At 63.8% G+C, this 16,012-nt stretch carries 12 protein-coding genes; all 12 read left to right on the top strand.

Annotated elements, in window-relative coordinates:
- A partial coding sequence (ftsW, locus tag EOC06_RS16570; RefSeq protein ID WP_128308280.1) for a putative lipid II flippase FtsW occupies positions 1–1,063 on the top strand: 1,063 nt, incomplete at its 5' end.
- A gap of 1 nt (position 1,064) precedes the next feature.
- Entirely contained in the window at positions 1,065–2,192 is a 1,128-nt protein-coding gene (gene murG, locus EOC06_RS16565; protein ID WP_128308279.1) for an undecaprenyldiphospho-muramoylpentapeptide beta-N-acetylglucosaminyltransferase, read from the top strand.
- A complete protein-coding gene (gene murC / locus EOC06_RS16560; protein WP_023813140.1) occupies positions 2,189–3,595 on the top strand; it encodes a UDP-N-acetylmuramate--L-alanine ligase in 1,407 nt (468 codons plus the stop codon). Before murG ends, murC begins: the two co-directional genes overlap by 4 nt.
- Positions 3,592–4,557, top strand: coding sequence for a UDP-N-acetylmuramate dehydrogenase (murB, locus tag EOC06_RS16555; RefSeq protein ID WP_027034937.1), 966 nt, complete (start codon positions 3,592–3,594; stop codon positions 4,555–4,557). Before murC ends, murB begins: the two co-directional genes overlap by 4 nt.
- Positions 4,558–4,870: 313 nt before the next feature.
- Positions 4,871–5,797 (top strand): D-alanine--D-alanine ligase, encoded by a 927-nt coding sequence (locus EOC06_RS16550; protein ID WP_127328876.1) that lies wholly within the window; start codon positions 4,871–4,873, stop codon positions 5,795–5,797.
- A complete protein-coding gene (locus EOC06_RS16545) occupies positions 5,785–6,726 on the top strand; it encodes a cell division protein FtsQ/DivIB (RefSeq protein ID WP_128308278.1) in 942 nt (313 codons plus the stop codon). Before EOC06_RS16550 ends, EOC06_RS16545 begins: the two co-directional genes overlap by 13 nt.
- Positions 6,723–8,030, top strand: a complete 1,308-nt coding sequence (ftsA, locus tag EOC06_RS16540; protein WP_127328878.1) for a cell division protein FtsA — start codon at positions 6,723–6,725, stop codon at positions 8,028–8,030. Before EOC06_RS16545 ends, ftsA begins: the two co-directional genes overlap by 4 nt.
- 68 nt (positions 8,031–8,098) lie before the next feature.
- Positions 8,099–9,781 carry a cell division protein FtsZ gene (gene ftsZ, locus EOC06_RS16535; RefSeq protein ID WP_127273569.1) on the top strand — a complete coding sequence of 561 codons (1,683 nt, stop codon included), beginning with the start codon at positions 8,099–8,101 and terminating at the stop codon, positions 9,779–9,781.
- Between the two features lie 281 nt (positions 9,782–10,062).
- Positions 10,063–11,013, top strand: coding sequence for a UDP-3-O-acyl-N-acetylglucosamine deacetylase (lpxC, locus tag EOC06_RS16530; RefSeq protein WP_023813134.1), 951 nt, complete (start codon positions 10,063–10,065; stop codon positions 11,011–11,013).
- A gap of 264 nt (positions 11,014–11,277) precedes the next feature.
- A complete protein-coding gene (locus EOC06_RS16525) occupies positions 11,278–12,147 on the top strand; it encodes an outer membrane protein assembly factor BamD (RefSeq protein WP_127269547.1) in 870 nt (289 codons plus the stop codon).
- Positions 12,148–12,265: 118 nt separating this feature from the next.
- Complete coding sequence (gene recN / locus EOC06_RS16520) at positions 12,266–13,939, top strand: DNA repair protein RecN (RefSeq protein ID WP_128308277.1); 1,674 nt, start codon at positions 12,266–12,268, stop codon at positions 13,937–13,939.
- 111 nt (positions 13,940–14,050) lie between these two features.
- The coding region (ligA, locus tag EOC06_RS16515) for an NAD-dependent DNA ligase LigA (RefSeq protein ID WP_128308276.1) at positions 14,051–16,012 on the top strand (1,962 nt) is incomplete at its 3' end.

Below are 16,012 nucleotides of genomic sequence, written 5' to 3'. Positions count from 1 at the left end.
GCTCGGCATCGTCTTGTCCTTCGCCGCCAGCCCGGCGGTGGCCGAACGCATCGGCCTCGACAGTTTCCACTTTGCCACCAGGCAGATCATCTTCACCGTGCCGGCGCTCGGCGTGATGCTGGCCGTTTCCTTCCTCGATTCCAGGCAGATCCGGCGCATGGCGCTGGTCATCCTGTGCCTGATGCTGGTGCTGATGGTGGCGGTGCTCTACATCGGCGTCGAGGTGAAGGGCGCGCGCCGCTGGGTGTCGCTTGGCGGCCTGTCGATCCAGCCGTCGGAATTCCTGAAGCCGGCCTTCGTCATCATGTGCGCCTGGCTGTTCGCCGAGCACAAGCGCCAGCCCGATATTCCGGGCAATCTGTTCGCCATGCTGCTGCTGGTGCTGGTCGTATCGCTGCTGGTGGCGCAACCGGACCTCGGCCAGACCATGCTGACGACCGGCACCTGGGGCATCATGTTCTTCATGGCCGGGCTGCCCTGGCTGTGGATCGTCGCGCTCGGCGCGGCCGGCGTCGGCGGCGTCTTTGCCGCCTATACGGTGTTCCCGCACGTTGCCCTGCGCATCGACAAGTTCCTCACCGGCGAGGGCGACACGTTCCAGGTCGACATGGGGCGCGAAGCGCTGATCAATGGCGGCTGGTTTGGCGTCGGACCGGGCGAGGGCACCGTCAAGCGGGTCATTCCCGACAGCCATGCCGACTTCGTCTTCTCGGTCGCGGGCGAAGAGTTCGGGCTGATCATGTGCTTCTTCATCATGTCGATCTTCGCCTTCATCGTTCTGCGCGGCCTCAACACGGCGCTGAAGGAGCATGACGATTTCACCCGCTATGCGGTCGGCGGTCTCGTCACCGTGTTCGGCCTGCAGGCGGTCATCAACATGTGCGTCAACCTCCAGCTCGTGCCGGCCAAGGGCATGACGCTGCCGTTCATCTCCTATGGCGGCTCCTCGCAGATCGCCATCGCCATCTCGATGGGCATGGTGCTGGCGCTGACACGCAAGCGGCCGGAAAAGCGCAAGCAGATGGGCTTTGGCCTGTCGCAACGCGCCGTGCCGGCGGAGTGATATGGCCAGAGGCGTCATCCTTCTCGCGGCAGGCGGCACCGGTGGGCATCTTTTCCCGGCCGAGGCGCTGGCGCATGAATTGAACGAGCGCGGCTGGTCGGTGCATCTGGCAACCGACGACCGTGCCGAGCGTTTCGCCGGCCATTTTCCGGCCGCCGCCGTCCACCCGATCCAGTCGGCGACGATGGGCTCGAAAAACCCTTTTGCCCTGCTTGGCGCCTTCTGGAAAATCTGGCGCGGCGTGCGCCAGGCTTCCGCCGTCATCGGCAGGATCAAGCCGGATGCCGTCGTCGGCTTCGGCGGCTATCCAACCTTGCCGCCGCTCTACGCGGCGACACGGCGCAAGGTGCCGACGCTGATCCATGAGCAGAACGCGGTGATGGGGCGCGCCAACCGGGCGCTGGCCGGCCGTGTCGACGCCATCGCCGGCGGCTTCCTGCCGCAGGACACCAGTGCTGCCGGTGTGAAGACGGTGACGACAGGCAATCCGGTCAGGCCGGCCGTGCTGGAAGCGGCCAGGATGAATTATGCGGCATCGACCGGGGAACAGCCGTTCCGCCTGCTGGTGTTCGGCGGCAGCCAGGGCGCCCAGTTCTTTTCCGATGCCGTGCCGGGAGCCATCGCGCTGCTTTCCGACGCACAGCGCAAGCGGCTGGTGATCACCCAACAAGCGCGCGCGGATGACGTGGCGCGGGTCAAGGCAGCCTATGCCGCGCTTGGCGTCGCCGTCGAGGTCTCGCCCTTCTTCACCGACATGGCGCAGCGCATGGCGGCTGCGCACCTGGTGATCTCGCGCTCCGGCGCCTCGACCGTCTCGGAGATCGCCGTCATCGGCCGGCCGGCGCTGCTGGTGCCTTACCCCTATGCGCTCGACCACGATCAGGCGGCGAACGCGGCGGCCCTTGCCGCTGCCGGCGGCGGCGAAGTGCATCCGCAATCCTCGCTCTCGTCCGAACGCATCGCAGCGCTCATCGGCGAGCTGATGGAAGACCCCGATCGGCTGACGGTGATGGCGGCGGGTGCGAAATCGGCCGGGAGGCCGGACGCGGCACGGTTGCTCGCTGATCTTACAGAGGCTATTGCGTCCAAAAAAACCGTTTCGGATTTCAGGAAGGGGACGCAAGCATGAAGATGCCGCAGACCATCGGCCTTGTGCATTTCATCGGCATTGGCGGCATCGGCATGAGCGGCATTGCCGAAGTGCTGCACAATCTCGGCTACAAGGTGCAAGGGTCCGACCAGGCCGAAAGCGCCAATGTGCAGCGGCTGCGCGACAAGGGCATCGAATGCTTCGTCGGCCATAGGGCCGAAAATCTCGGTGATGCCGAGGTGGTGGTCGTCTCGACGGCGATCAAGAAATCCAATCCAGAGCTGAAGGCCGCGCGCGAAAAGCTGCTGCCGATCGTGCGCCGGGCCGAAATGCTGGCCGAACTGATGCGCTTTCGCCAGGCGGTGGCGATCGGCGGCACGCATGGCAAGACGACGACGACCTCGATGGTGGCGACCTTGCTCGATGCCGGCGGGCTCGATCCGACCGTCATCAATGGCGGCATCATCAATGCCTATGGCACCAATGCGCGCATGGGCGACGGCGAATGGATGGTGGTCGAGGCCGACGAGAGCGACGGCACTTTCCTGAAACTACCGGCGGAGATCGCGGTCGTCACCAACATCGATCCCGAGCATCTCGATCACTATGGCAGCTTCGACAAGGTGCGCGAGGCGTTCCGCCAGTTCGTCGAGAACGTGCCGTTCTATGGTTTTGGCGTGATGTGCACCGATCACCCCGAGGTGCAGGCACTGGTCAGCCGCATCGAGGACCGCCGGGTCATCACCTATGGCGAGAATGCGCAGGCCGACGTGCGCTTTACCAATCACCGCATGGCAGGTGCCATTTCGGAATTCGACGTGGTGATCCGCGACCGCAAGACAGGCGGCCAGACTGTCATAGCAGGCCTGCGCCTGCCGATGCCCGGCCGCCACAACGTCTCCAACGCGACGGCAGCAATCGCGGTCGCGCATGAGCTCGGCCTGTCGGCCGAGGCGATCAAGAAGGGCCTGTCGTCCTTCGCCGGCGTCAAGCGCCGCTTCACCCATACCGGTTCGTGGGACGGCGTCGAAATATTCGACGATTACGGCCACCATCCAGTCGAGATCTCGGCGGTGCTGAAGGCGGCGCGCAGCGCCACCCAAGGTCGCGTCATCGCCATTGCCCAGCCGCACCGCTTCACCCGGCTGCATGATCTGTTCAACGAGTTTTCCACCTGCTTCAACGACGCCGACACAGTGATGGTGGCGCCGGTCTACGCGGCCGGCGAAGAGCCGATCGACGGCGTCAGCTCGGACGCGCTGGTGTCGCGCATCCGCGCCGGCGGCCATCGCGACGCACGCTACATCGAGGGTCCGGCGGCGATCGCGCCCGTCATCCGTGATCTGGCAAAGCCGGGTGACTTCGTCGTCTTCCTGGGCGCCGGCAACATCACCCAATGGGCCTATGCATTGCCCAAGGAGCTTGGCGGGACCGTCTCATGATGCACGGCCAGGCCCTGATCGACAGACTGGGCGACCGGCTTGCCGGCCTGCGCGGCCGCCTGACGCCGAACGCCGAGATGGACAAGATCACCTGGTTCCGTGCAGGGGGTCTGGCTGAGGTGCTGTTCCAGCCGGCCGACGAGGAAGATCTTGCAGCATTCCTGAAAGCCGTTCCCGAAGAGATACCACTGACCGTCGTCGGCGTCGGCTCGAACCTTCTGGTCCGCGATGGCGGCATCGAGGGCTTTGTCATCCGCCTTTCGGCCAAGGGCTTCGGCGAGGCCGAGGTGATTTCGCCGATCAGGATCAAGGCGGGAGCCGCGACCCCCGACAAGCGCGTCGCAGCGGTGGCGCTCGAGGCCGGCATTGGCGGCTTTCATTTCTACCACGGCATTCCGGGTGCAATCGGCGGTGCGCTGCGGATGAACGCAGGCGCCAACGGCGTCGAGACGCGCGAGCGGGTCGTCGAAGTGCGAGCGCTCGACCGCAAGGGCAATGTGCAGACGCTGAGCAATGCCGATATGGGTTACGCCTATCGCCATTCGGCGGCGCCTGCCGGGCTGATCTTCACCTCGGCCGTGTTCGAGGGCTTTGCCGAGGACAGAGCGGCGATCAAGGCGGCGATGGAGGCCGTGCAGAACCATCGCGAGACCGTGCAGCCGATCCGCGAGAAGACCGGCGGCTCGACCTTCAAGAATCCGGAAGGCACGTCGGCCTGGAAGGAGATCGACAGAGCGGGCTGCCGCGGCCTGATGATCGGCGGCGCCCAGATGTCGCCGATGCATTGCAACTTCATGATCAACACGGGAACCGCGACCGGCTACGACCTAGAATATCTCGGCGAGACGGTGCGCACGCGGGTGCTGGAGAATTCCGGTATCCGGCTGCAATGGGAAATCAAGCGCATCGGCAATTTCCGGCCGGGACATGCGGTTCAGGAGTTTTTGGGACAGCTTCTTTAAAGCGCAGCGTGGCGCGTGTTGAAGTTCATGTGATGCATGAACTTTAACACGGCCGACACGGTCCGCGACCGTTGCCGCAAAGACTCAACGACACGCTTTTCGCATCCATTTTCTCAGAAAGTGAATCTCTCGGAATCGTAAGCACTTGCCAGTGAATCAACTCTCTGATTCTCTGCTCGAAAGCGTTTCCTGATTTGAGTCGTTCGACGCGTTTTCAGCGTTTTCCGTCTGGGGGGCAACCTGCCGGGAGACTCTGACTCAATGTTGCGGAAAATCTGGTTTTGGTCCGCCGTGAGAGAGGGGATGCCGGGGAATGAAAAACAAGCATGTGGCCGTCCTGCTGGGTGGTTTTTCGTCCGAGCGGCCCGTGTCTCTATCGTCGGGAAAGGCTTGTGCCGATGAACTCGAGAAGGAAGGCTACCAGGTCACCCGTGTCGATGTCGGGCGCGATGTCGGCTCCGTGCTTGCCGAGCTCAAGCCCGATGTTGCCTTCAATGCGCTGCACGGCCCTTTTGGCGAGGACGGCACCATTCAGGGCATCCTTGAATATCTCGGCATTCCCTACACCCATTCCGGCGTGCTCGCCTCGGCTCTGGCCATGAACAAGGAGCAGGCCAAGCGGGTTGCCAAGTCGGTCGGCATCGTGGTCGCCGAATCGAAGGTCGCCAGCCGCTTCGCCATCCAGAGCAAGCATCCGATGAAGCCGCCCTATGTGGTCAAGCCGGTCAATGAGGGTTCGAGCTTCGGTGTCGTCATCGTACATGAAGGCCAGTCGCATCCGCCGCAGGTGATCGGCTCGTCCGAGTGGAAATATGGCGATACCGTCATGGTTGAGCGCTACATCCACGGCAGGGAGCTGACCTGCGCGGTGATGGGCGATGTGGCGCTGGGGGTCTGCGAGATCATCCCGACCGGCCATTCCTTCTATGACTATGATTCAAAATATGTCGCCGGGGGATCAAAGCACGAATGCCCCGCAAAAGTTTCACCGAATATTTACCAAAAAATACAAACACTGGCGCTCAAGGCTCACCAAGCGATCGGCTGTCGCGGCGTTTCCCGTTCGGACTTCCGTTATGACGATCGTCATTCCGAAAACGGCGAGATTGTCTGGCTCGAGGTCAACACCCAGCCGGGTATGACGCCGACGTCCTTGGTGCCTGAAATCGCCGCCCAGGCCGGGCACTCGTTTGGCGATTTGTTGAGTTGGATGGTGGAGGACGCTTCGTGCCTGCGTTGAAATGGAGACAGGGTTGGGAGAGGGGCGCGGCGGGGCCGGCGCTGTTCGGCCTGCCATTGTCGTCGGGCCATTTCGTGCTGCCGCGGATGCTGCGCCGCCCGGTGCGCATTCTGGCGCGCCTGGGCGTCGGGGAATTCCAGGCGCCGCGCTTTTCTGCGGCCATGATGTCGGCCGTGCTGATTTTCTCGAGCAGTGCCTATGGCGCCTATCTCGGCGGTCATGTCGAGGGTATCGTGCAGAGCATCACCGCCCGTACCGGCTTTGCCGTCGATCAGGTCAAGGTGGTCGGCAATCGCCAGACCTCGGAAATCGACATACTCGACAGGCTTGAACTCGACGGTTGGACGTCGCTGATCGGCTTTAATGCCGAGGCCGCGCGGGAACGAATTGCGACATTGCCGTGGATCGAGGTTGCGGCCGTCCGCAAGGTCTACCCGCATACTCTGGAAGTGCGCGTCGAGGAGCGTGAGGCTTTCGCGCTCTGGCAGCAGGGTGACGCGCTTTCGGTCATCGAGAGGAATGGCGCCATGATCGCGCCGTTCTCGGGCGGCAAGCAGGTGCTCCTGCCGCTGCTGATCGGCACCGGCGCGCCGGCGAGCGCGCCCGATTTCCTGGCCAAGGTCGAAAAATATCCCGAACTCGCGAGCCGGATCAAAGGTTATATCCGCGTCGGCGAACGGCGCTGGGACCTGAAGCTGGACAATGGCATCACCATCAAGCTTCCCGAGGATGACGAGGAACAGGCGCTCGCCGAACTCGTCAAGATGGATCATGACAACGGCTTGCTGTCGCGCGACATCGCCGCCGTCGACATGCGCCTGACGGACCGGCTGGTCGTGCAGTTGACGGCGGAAGCGGCGACGCAGCGCGAAGCCGCCCTCAACGAGAAACCCAAGAGCCTGAAGCGCAAGCCGGAGACGAAGATATGAGCTGGCTTGGCGGTCCTGGCGATGCCGCGTCGCGCCGGTCCGGCACCCTGACGGTGCTGGATGTCGGTTCGAGCAAGGTCTGCTGCATGGTGGCCAAGCTGAAGCCATGCGATGACGGCAAGCTGCTGCGCGGCCGCTCGCACCGGATCCAGGTGATCGGCATCGGCCATCAGAAATCGCAAGGCGTGAAGTCGGGTGTCGTGGTTGACCTCGATAGGGCGGAACATGCCATCCGCCTTTCCGTCGACGCGGCCGAGCGCATGGCCGGGCTGACGGTCGATTCGCTGATCGTCAACATGACGGCCGGCCGGCTGAAGAGCGAAGCCTTCTCCGCCACCATCAATCTAGGCGGCCACGAGGCCGACGAGGCCGACATCAAGCGCGTTCTCGGCGCCGGCGCCAAGCAGGCGCTGAAGGCCGAGCGCGAGGTGATCCATTCGCTTCCCGTCGGTTTCTCGCTGGATGCCGAACGCGGCGTGCGCGATCCGCGCGGCATGGTCGGCGACGCCCTCGGCGTCGACATGCATGTGCTGACCGGCGACGCCGCGCCGATGCGCAATCTGGAGCTTTCCATCAACCGTTCGCATCTGTCGGTCGAGCGCATGGTGGCGACGCCCTATGCCAGCGGCCTGGCGGCCCTGGTCGACGACGAGCTGGAAATGGGCGCGGCCTGCATCGACATGGGCGGCGGCACGACGACGATCTCGGTGTTTTCGGAAGGCAGGTTCGTCCATGGCGACGCCATCGCCATTGGCGGCAACCATGTCACGCTGGACATGGCCAAGGGGCTGTCGACCTCGCTCGATGCCGCCGAACGGCTGAAGGTGATGCATGGTTCGGCGCTGCCGGGCAGCGCGGACGACCGCGACCTGGTCTCGATCCAGCCGATCGGCGACGATGGCGACGTGCCCTTGCAGATCCCGCGCTCGGTGATGACGCGCATCGTGCGCGCCCGCATCGACGAGACGCTCGAACTGCTGCGCGACCGGCTGAACAAGTCCGGCTATGGCAATGCAGTGGGCAAGCGTGTGGTTCTTACCGGTGGCGCCAGCCAGCTTGCCGGCCTGCCGGAGGCGGCGCGCCGCATCCTGGGACGCAATGTGCGCATCGGCCGCCCGCTCGGCGTGGCCGGTCTGCCGGAAGCGGCGAAGGGGCCGGCCTTCTCGGCTGCGGTGGGGCTTCTGATCTATCCGCAGATGGCGAGCTTCGAGAGCCATCCGGCGAAAGGAATTTCCGGTCTCAAAATGACCGGAACGGGCGGAAAACTGCATCGCATGAGTCAGTGGTTGAGAGACAGTTTCTAAAATTGACGGGGACAGCCCCATAGGCGGCCGCGGCGGCGAAGCGGCGTGAAAGGCAAAGGACGGAGACAATGACCATCAATCTGCAGAAGCCGGACATCACCGAGCTTAAGCCGCGCATCACCGTGTTCGGTGTCGGCGGCGGCGGCGGCAATGCCGTCAACAACATGATCACCGCCGGTCTGCGCGGTGTCGAGTTCGTGGTGGCCAATACCGACGCGCAGGCGCTGACCATGTCGAAGGCCGGCCGCCTGATCCAGCTCGGCGCGCATGTCACCGAGGGCCTTGGCGCCGGCTCGCAGCCGGAAGTCGGCCGTGCGGCGGCGGAAGAGTGCATCGATGAAATCCTCGATCACCTGACCAACACCCATATGTGCTTCGTCACCGCCGGCATGGGCGGCGGCACCGGTACGGGTGCTGCTCCCGTCGTTGCCCGCGCAGCGCGCGAAAAGGGCATCCTCACCGTCGGCGTCGTCACCAAGCCGTTCCACTTCGAAGGCCAGCGCCGCATGAAGACCGCGGATTTCGGCATCGAGGAATTGCAGAAATGCGTCGATACGCTGATCGTCATCCCCAACCAGAACCTGTTCCGGCTGGCCAATGACAAGACCACCTTCGCCGACGCCTTCGCCATGGCCGACCAGGTGCTCTATTCCGGTGTCGCCTGCATCACCGACCTGATGGTCAAGGAAGGCCTGATCAATCTCGACTTCGCCGACGTCCGTTCCGTCATGCGCGAGATGGGCAAGGCGATGATGGGCACCGGCGAGGCTTCCGGCGAGGGCCGCGCGATGGCCGCCGCCGAAGCGGCGATCGCCAACCCGCTGCTCGACGAGACCTCGATGAAGGGCGCCAAGGGCCTGCTGATCTCGATCACCGGCGGCCGCGACCTGACGCTGTTCGAAGTCGACGAAGCCGCGACCCGTATCCGCGAGGAAGTCGACCAGGACGCCAACATCATCCTGGGCGCCACTTTCGACGAGGAACTCGAAGGCGTCATCCGCGTCTCGGTGGTTGCCACCGGCATCGACAAGTCGGCGGCTGAAATCGCCGCCGCACCGATCTCGATCCGCACGGCGCCTCCGAAGCCGGCCAGCCGCCCGGCGGCTCAGATCGCGGAGGTTCGTCCGGCGCCTGTCCAGCAGGCGGCATACGAGCCACGCGCTATCGACCCGGTCGCGGAAGCCATCCATCTGGCCGAAGCCAATGCCGCGGCCATGGCGCAGGCGCGCCCGGCCCCGGTCGCCCACGCTGAAGATTTCCGCCCGCAGAGCAAGATCTTCCAGGCGCCGCCCGCCCAGCCGATGCCGCAGCCGGTGGTCCAGCAGATGCAGCCGGCCCCGCAGCCGCGCGAGATGCTGCAGCGCGAGGCGCCGCAGCCGGTTGCCATGGCGCCGCAGCGCATGCCGCGCGTCGAGGACTTTCCGCCGGTCGTCAAGGCCGAGGTGGATGCCAAGAGCCGCCCGGTCGACCACGAGAACAACAGCGGACCGATGGGCCTGCTGAAGCGCCTGACCAATGGCCTGACCCGCCGCGAGGAAGAACCCGCACGGCTGCAGCCGGCGCAGCCGCGCGAGCCCAAGCTGCGCCAGGCCGCGCCCGAAGTGCGCCGTCTCGCCAGCCAGGATGCGCAGCTCTATGCGCCGCGCCGCGGCCAGCTCGATGATCAGGGCCGCCTGACGCCGCAGGTGAGGACGACTCAGGAAGACGATCAGCTGGAGATTCCGGCGTTCCTGCGCCGCCAGGCCAACTGATTGGTAAACGGACTGTAACATTTGTTAACAGGCAAGCGAGGAATCGCTTGCCTGTTAATGTTTTAAATGATGTGATTTCAACGACTTACCAAGTCGCACTCATTCCATTTTGCGGTTACACAGAGTAAGAAACCGTGATTTGGAGTCTCCCTGACGGGACATTATCTTCGCTGCCTACCATCATCGGTTTGCCGGGATTTCGGGGGAAGTCACCCTGCCAGCCGATTCACACAAGAGCCGCGCCCTCGGGCTGGAGAAGCGGACCTAGGCATTACGGGCTTATGGGGATTGTCTTGCACGACTATCAGACGACATTGAAGACGCGCGCGTCGCTTACCGGCACCGGCGTCCACAGCGGCAAGGAAGTGTCCATCAGCTTCGTGCCCGCGGATGCCGACACCGGCATCGTTTTCCAGCTTTTCAACGGTGCGGAGCAGGGCCGCGAGTTTCGTGCCCTGGTTTCGGAAGTCGGCGCTACCGACCTGTGCACCATGCTTGGTGATCCCGCCGGCGAGCATATCGCCACGGTCGAGCACATCATGGCGGCGCTGTTTGGGCTCGGCATCGATAATGTCGCTGTCGAGATCGATGGTTCCGAGGTTCCGATCTTCGATGGCAGCGCCATGGCGTTCGTCGAAGCCATCGATCAGGCGGGTATCGAGACGCTCTCGGTCAAGCGGCGCTATATCAGGGTCATCAAGCCGGTCCGCATCGAGAACGGCGCCTCGTGGGCGGAGTTTCGGCCCTATGACGGGACCCGTTTCGAGATTGAGATCGACTTCGAAAGCCCGGCGATCGGTCGTCAGCTGTTTGCCTCCGACCTCAATGCCGATATTTTCCGTCGTGACATCGCGCGCGCCCGCACCTTTGGCTTCATGAAGGATGTCGAGCGGCTGTGGGCCGCAGGCTACGCGCTCGGTTCCTCGCTGGAGAACTCGCTGGTCATCGGCGACGACAACCGCGTCATCAATATGGGCGGCCTGCGCTACCCCAACGAATTCGTGCGACATAAGACGCTGGACGCCATGGGCGACCTGGCGCTGGCCGGCGCCCGCTTCATCGGCTGCTTCCGCTCCTATCGCGGCGGCCACAGGATGAATGCCGCGGCCCTGCGCCGCCTGCTGTCGGACCGCACGGCGTTCGAGATCGTCGAGACGACGCGCCGTGAGCGTGGCCGCAGCGCCGAGATGAACGCCGTCAATGCGCCACTCTACGCACCCTGGATGATCTGATTTCCCAGAGTTTTTTCGGGTTCCATGGGTGATAGCGAATGTTGCAGGAATGCACCACCCGCCAGTGAAATTGCATTGATGTCCAAGTGGCGTCCGGCCGCCACAAAAATGCGCGATTGGCCGGAGATAGCGTTGCCGGGCAAGGCGGTTATGGTTTATGGCTGCTGCCGTCGATTAATGCATGTCGTTCAAAAGTGGGGACCAGTTTTGAAACAATGGCATGCAACTGGCATTGAAATAGCGCCGAAAGGGCGAGATCCAATCATGTTCTTCAAGCGAGTTGGTCAATTGAAAGCACCGCAGAGGGCTGTTTTCCTGGCGCTTTCAGTAGTTGTTCCATCGCTCTTTCTGTCGGCCTGCATGTCGTCGGAGAAAGATATCGACCTGTCGACCTATGTCGAGCAGACCGAGCCGGCCGATGTTCTCTACAATCAGGGCCTTGCCAATCTCAATGCCGGGCGCCTGCAGGAGGCGAGCCGCAAGTTCGACGCCGTCGACCGTCAGCATCCCTATTCGGAATGGGCCCGCAAATCGATGGTGATGGGCGCTTTCGCCGACTATCGCCAGGGCAATTACGATGAGGCGATCGGCTCGGCCAAGCGCTATCTCACGCTTTACCCGTCGACCGATGACGCCGCCTATGCGCAGTACATCATCGGCTTGAGCTACTACCGTCAGATCAAGGACGTGACGCAGGACCAGAAGGAAGCGCGCCAGACCGTCCAGACGATGCAGGATCTGGTCACGCGCTGGCCAACATCGGAATATGTCGAAGACGCCAAGGAAAAGATCCGCTTCGCCAACGACCAGTTGGCCGGCAAGGAAATGCAGATCGGCCGCTACTATCTTGAGCGGCGTGAATACATCGCTGCCGTGAAGCGCTTCCGCACCGTGGTCGAGAACTATTCCAACACCCGCCATGTCGAGGAGGCGCTCGCCCGCTTGACCGAAAGCTATTACGCGATGGGTCTGACCTCGGAGGCACAAACCGCCGCCGCCGTGCTCGGCACCAACTACCCCGACAGCCCATGGTACAAGGATTCCTACAAGCTCTTGCAGAGCAATGGGCTTGCACCGCGCGAGAATGCCGGGTCGTGGATATCCAAAGCCGGGAAGATGATCACCGGCGCCTGACGTATGAGCATCGACTGAAGCGCCACAGCGCTTTTCGGATTGATCCGGTGCTCAAACAAAAAGATAGTGCGGCGCTGCGACTGCAAATGGTCGCGTGCCGTTCTAGATTCGGGTTCTGATGCTTTCCAGACTGTCGATCCGCGATATCGTCCTGATCGAGAAGCTGGATATCGACTTCCAGCCGGGTCTTTCGGTGCTGACCGGCGAAACCGGTGCCGGCAAATCCATCCTGCTCGATGCCCTGTCGCTGGCGCTCGGAGCGCGCGGCGACGCGTCGCTGGTGCGCCATGGCGCGGCACAGGGCCAGGTCATCGCCGTCTTCGACGTGCCGCGCAATCATCCGGCCCGTACGCTGCTTGCCGACAATGCGATCGAGGATGATGGCGACATCATCCTGCGCCGCCTGCAGACGGCGGACGGCCGCACCCGTGTTTTCGTCAACGATCAACCTTCAAGCGTCACCCTGATGCGCGATGTCGGGCGCGCGCTGGTCGAGATCCACGGCCAGCATGACGAGCGTGCGCTGGTCGATCCCGGCGCGCACCGCGAGGTGCTCGACGCTTTCGGTGGCCATCTCGGCGCCGTCCGCTCGACCGGCGGGGCATGGCGGCACTGGCGCGCCTGCGAGCAGGAGCTGTCGCGCCACCGCGCCAAGGTGGCGGCGGCCGCGCGCGAGGCCGACTATCTGCGCGCGGCGGTGGCGGAATTGACCAAGCTCGATCCGCAGCCGGGCGAGGAGACCGACCTTGCCGAATTGCGCGCGTCTATGATGCGGGCCGAAAAGATCGCTTCCGAAATCCATGACGCGCAGGATGTGCTGTCGGGCCCATCTTCGCCCCTGCCGCAACTGGCCAGCCTGTTGCGGCGGCTGCAGCGCAAGGTGACGGAGGCGCCCGGACTGCTCGACGATGTCGTCAAATCGCTCGATGAGGCGATGCTGTCGCTCGACGCGGCGCAATCGGGCGTCGAGGCAGCATTGCGCGCCACCGAATATGATCCGCAGCGACTGGAGAAAGCGGAGGAGCGGCTGTTTTCGCTGCGCGCGGCCTCGCGCAAGCACAGCGTCGCGGTAGACGATCTGGCGCAGCTGCGCGACACGATGTCGGCCGATCTCGCCGATCTCGATGCCGGCGAGGAGCGCCTGCACGGGCTGGAAAAGCAAGCCACCGCCGCGCGCGAGACCTACGACATTGCCGCCGCGCAGCTGTCCTCGCTGCGTCATGCGGCGGCGGTAGGCCTGACCAAGGCCGTGATGGCCGAACTGCCGGCCCTGAAGCTCGAACGCGCCGCCTTTATCGTGGAAATGAAGAGCGAGGCCGAGAGCCGTATGGAAGAGGGGATCGACCAGATCGAATTCTGGGTGCGCACCAATCCAGGCACGCGGCCCGGGCCGATGATGAAAGTGGCCTCCGGCGGCGAGCTTTCGCGCTTCCTTCTGGCGCTGAAGGTGGCGCTGGCCGACCGCGGTTCGGCGCCGACGCTGGTGTTCGATGAAATCGACACCGGTGTGGGCGGCGCTGTCGCCGACGCCATCGGCCAGCGGCTGGCGCGACTGTCGAAGCGCGTCCAGGTGCTGTCGGTGACGCACGCACCGCAGGTGGCGGCACGCGCGGCGACGCATTTCCTGATCTCCAAATCAGGCACCACCGACCGTGTCGCCACAGGCATCGCCGAGATGGACCGGCCGGCGCGGCAGGAAGAGATCGCTCGCATGCTGGCCGGCGCCACCATCACCGATGAAGCGCGCGCGGCCGCCGAACGGTTGCTGCGCGAGAACACCACAGCTGCATAAGAACGGCTGATGTCAGGGATCGAGTCAGGATATGGCTCCATCCTGCTGTTCAGGAATGATTTTCCTAAAATCCTGATCTATTGTGTAGCGCCACCGTTCGGGGAAGAAAGCATGTCCGAAAAACCCGTTGATGCCCTGACCGAAAGCGAGGCCGAAGCCGAGCTGAAGCGGCTGGCGGAAGAGATCGCCGAGCACGACCGGCGCTACCATACCGAAGATGCGCCTGTTATCACCGATGCGGAGTATGATGCGCTGGCACGGCGCAACCTTGCCATCGAGGAGCGCTTTCCGGCGCTGGTGCGCGAGGATTCGCCATCGCTCAGGGTCGGAGCCGCTCCGGCGGAAGGCTTTACCAAGGTGCGCCATGCCGTGCCGATGCTCAGCCTTGCCAAGGCCTATACCGACGATGACGTCACGGATTTCATCGAACGCGGGCGGCGGTTCTTCGATCGCGACAAGGAGCTCGACATCGCCTTCACAGCCGAACCGAAGATCGACGGGCTGTCGGCTTCGCTGCGTTACGAAAACGGTGTGTTCGTGCAGGGCGCGACGCGTGGCAACGGCGCCGTCGGCGAAGACATCACCGCCAATTTGAAGACGATTGCCGATATTCCAGCGAAGCTGAAAGGCTCGGGCTGGCCCGAAATCATCGAGATCCGCGGTGAGGTCTACATGACCTATGCGGAATTCGAGGCGCTGAAGCAGCGATCGGCTGCGGCCGGCGGCCAGGACTACGTCAATCCGCGCAATACGGCGGCCGGATCGCTGCGACAGAAGGATCCATCCGTCACCGCCAGCCGCAACCTCAAATTCTTCGCCTATGCCTGGGGTTACACGACGGCGGATCCCGCTCCGACCCAATATGATTCGGTGCAGAAATTCGCCGAGTGGGGGTTCAAGATCAGTCCGCTGATGGTGCGGGCGAAATCGGCCGAGGAGCTGATCGCGCATTATCATCGGATCGAGGAGCAGCGCTCGGCGCTCGGCTACGATATCGACGGCGTCGTCTACAAGGTCGACCAGCTGGAGTTGCAGCGCCGCTGGGGTTTTGTAACCGGCGAACCGCGCTGGGCGGTCGCGCATAAATTTCCGGCCGAACAGGCGATGACGACCGTGCAGAAGATCGACATCCAGGTCGGCCGTACCGGTACGCTGGCGCCGGTTGCGCGGCTGGCGCCGGTCACTGTCGGCGGCGTCGTGGTCGAGAACGTCACGCTGCACAATGAGGACTACATCAAGGGCCTGGACTCGACCGGCGAGCCGATCCGAGATGGCATCGACGTGCGCATCGGCGATACGGTCGTGATCCAGCGGGCAGGCGATGTCATTCCGCAGATCGTCAGCGTCGTCATCGACAAGCGGCCTGCTGATGCGGTGCCTTACGAGTTCCCTCACACTTGCCCGATCTGCGGCTCGCCGGCGACGCGCGAGATCAACGAAAAGACCGGCAAGGAAGATTCCCGCCGGCGCTGCACCGGCGAACTGATCTGCCCGGCGCAGGCGGTGGAAGGATTGCGCCACTTCGTGTCACGCGGCGCCCTGGACATCGAAGGCCTCGGCGCGGAGAACATAGACACGTTCTTCAATGCGGGATTGATCAAGACCGCCGCCGATATCTTCACGCTCAGGAATCGCCGTCCGGCCGTCACCAGGGCGCTGGCCGAACGCCGCGAGGAGCAGGCAAGGCAGCGCGAGGCCGCATCGGGCAAGACGCGCAAGAATGTGCGCAGCGTCGAGGATCGCAACTATGAGGGCCTCGACAAGCTGTTCGCCGCCATCGACTCGCGCCGCGAGCCGGAGCTCGACCGTTTCATCTTCGCGCTCGGCATCCGCCATATCGGCGAAACGACGGCCGCCGTGCTTGCCCGCACCTTCTCGACCATCGAGGAGATGATCCGGGTCGGCAAGGAGACAGCGGCAGCGGAGGATCCACACACGGTTTTCCCCTCGGTCAACGGCATCGGCGATACCGTGATCGATGCGTTGCGCGACTTCTTCGGCAATGAGCGCAATGACGACGTGCTTGACGCGTTGCTCCGCCAAGTCAAGCCGAAGCCGTATATCGTCAACGTC

It is taken from the genome of Mesorhizobium sp. M7A.F.Ca.MR.362.00.0.0, from assembly GCF_004023175.1.
Taxonomy (GTDB): Bacteria; Pseudomonadota; Alphaproteobacteria; order Rhizobiales; family Rhizobiaceae; genus Mesorhizobium.
This window is presented reverse-complemented; position numbering and strand designations above follow the sequence as displayed.

Bases quoted from the DNA above. Each gene is read 5' to 3' on its own strand.
- murG (WP_128308279.1), top strand. From the start codon at position 1,065: ATGGCCAGAGGCGTCATCCTTCTCGCGGCAGGCGGCACCGGTGGGCAT.
- murC (WP_023813140.1), top strand. From the start codon at position 2,189: ATGAAGATGCCGCAGACCATCGGCCTTGTGCATTTCATCGGCATTGGC.
- murB (WP_027034937.1), top strand. From the start codon at position 3,592: ATGATGCACGGCCAGGCCCTGATCGACAGACTGGGCGACCGGCTTGCC.
- EOC06_RS16550 (WP_127328876.1), top strand. From the start codon at position 4,871: ATGAAAAACAAGCATGTGGCCGTCCTGCTGGGTGGTTTTTCGTCCGAG.
- ftsA (WP_127328878.1), top strand. From the start codon at position 6,723: ATGAGCTGGCTTGGCGGTCCTGGCGATGCCGCGTCGCGCCGGTCCGGC.
- ftsZ (WP_127273569.1), top strand. From the start codon at position 8,099: ATGACCATCAATCTGCAGAAGCCGGACATCACCGAGCTTAAGCCGCGC.
- lpxC (WP_023813134.1), top strand. From the start codon at position 10,063: ATGGGGATTGTCTTGCACGACTATCAGACGACATTGAAGACGCGCGCG.
- EOC06_RS16525 (WP_127269547.1), top strand. From the start codon at position 11,278: ATGTTCTTCAAGCGAGTTGGTCAATTGAAAGCACCGCAGAGGGCTGTT.
- recN (WP_128308277.1), top strand. From the start codon at position 12,266: ATGCTTTCCAGACTGTCGATCCGCGATATCGTCCTGATCGAGAAGCTG.